Raw genomic sequence first — 1,234 nt, 5'->3', positions numbered from 1 at the left:
CTTACAGTTCATCTCATTTGGCTGGATAGGCTGTGGCCCGTGGTGGGGATCGTTGAGCGGCTAGTGCCAGATGAGCTATGGGGGCTGTTCCAGCGGGTGGTGCCGGAGGCGCCGACTCGGCCTCAGGGCGGCGGTCGGCGTCGTCACGGTGACCGTGAGGTGCTGGCCGCGATCGTGTTCGTGGCGACGTCGGGCTGCACGTGGCAGCAGCTGCCCGCCGCTTCGTTCGGACCGTCGGGAGCGACGGCTCACCGCCGGTTCACCGAGTGGACGCAGGCCAGGGTGTGGGCCAAGCTGCACCGCTTGGTCCTCGACGAACTCGGTTCCCGTGGCGAGCTGGACTGGTCCCGCTGCGCGATCGATTCGGTCAACATGCGGGCCCTGAAAAGGGGGACCTGACAGGTCCGAATCCTGTCGACCGGGGCAAATACGGCTCGAAGATCCACCTAATCACCGACCGGAACGGTCTGCCCCTTTCTGTCGGAATCTCCGCGGCCAACGTCCACGACAGCCAGGCCCTGGTCCCGCTCGTGCAGGGCATCCCGCCTGTCCGTTCCCGCCGCGGATCTCGGCGGCGCAGACCGGCAAAGCTTCACGCCGACAAGGGATATGACTACGCCCACCTGCGACGATGGTTATCGGCACGCGGCATCCGGCACCGGATCGCCCGCAAGGGGAGGGACAGCTCCCAGCGGCTGGGCCGCCACCGTTGGGTCGTTGAACGGACCGTGGCCTGGCTGGCCGGCTGCCGCCGCCTTCATCGCCGCTACGAACGCAAGGCCGAACACTTCCTCGGCTTCACCAGCATCGCCTGCACCCTCATCTGCCTACGCCGCCTCACCCGCTGATGTGCCGGAGCAACAGCTTGACTGCCAGGTCATGGCCGTAGTGCACGGCGAGGTCCATGGGCGTTTGCCCGTCAGGCCCTGGCAGTTGCGGGTCAGCACCGAAGGCCAAGAGCACAGCGGTGGTATGCACCGTCAGCGGGCCACCGCTCTGCAAGGCGCCGTCACCTTCCGCGTCAATGGCGTGCATCAGGAGCGTCATGTTGCCGCATACCTCGTCGGGGTCGACTCCCTTGGCCAGCAACTGAGCCAAAGCCCCTGCGTCCTCGTTCTCCACCGCTTGATGCGCTGGCGTCCAGATGTTCTCCACGGCGGCATTCAACCGTTGCTGCACACTGTCCGGCCAGCGCCCTTCTCAGCCTCCGCTCACCAATTGAGATGAGCTGTTA

Annotated in this window: 2 protein-coding genes; one reads left to right on the top strand and one right to left on the bottom strand. The window is 66.1% G+C overall.

Going from position 1 to position 1,234, the window contains the following annotated elements:
- Nucleotides 1-48: 48 nt before the first annotated feature.
- Nucleotides 49-848, top strand: a protein-coding gene (locus POF73_RS45715; RefSeq protein WP_272125462.1) for an IS5 family transposase whose coding sequence is annotated in 2 segments (ribosomal slippage) — nt 49-388 and nt 388-848 — 801 coding nt in all. Because the reading frame shifts where the segments join, the coding sequence is not laid out codon by codon here.
- Here the strand turns inward: POF73_RS45715 and POF73_RS45710 are convergent.
- A complete protein-coding gene (locus POF73_RS45710) occupies nt 838-1,155 on the bottom strand; it encodes an ankyrin repeat domain-containing protein (protein WP_272125461.1) in 318 nt (105 codons plus the stop codon). The two genes, POF73_RS45715 and POF73_RS45710, sit on opposite strands and share 11 nt — an antisense overlap.
- Nucleotides 1,156-1,234: the final 79 nt, after the last annotated feature.

It is taken from the genome of Streptomyces sp. HD (assembly GCF_028369295.1).
Classification (GTDB): domain Bacteria; phylum Actinomycetota; class Actinomycetes; order Streptomycetales; family Streptomycetaceae; genus Streptomyces.
Note: the sequence above shows the minus strand (reverse complement) of the source record. Positions and strands in the feature narration are given on the sequence as shown.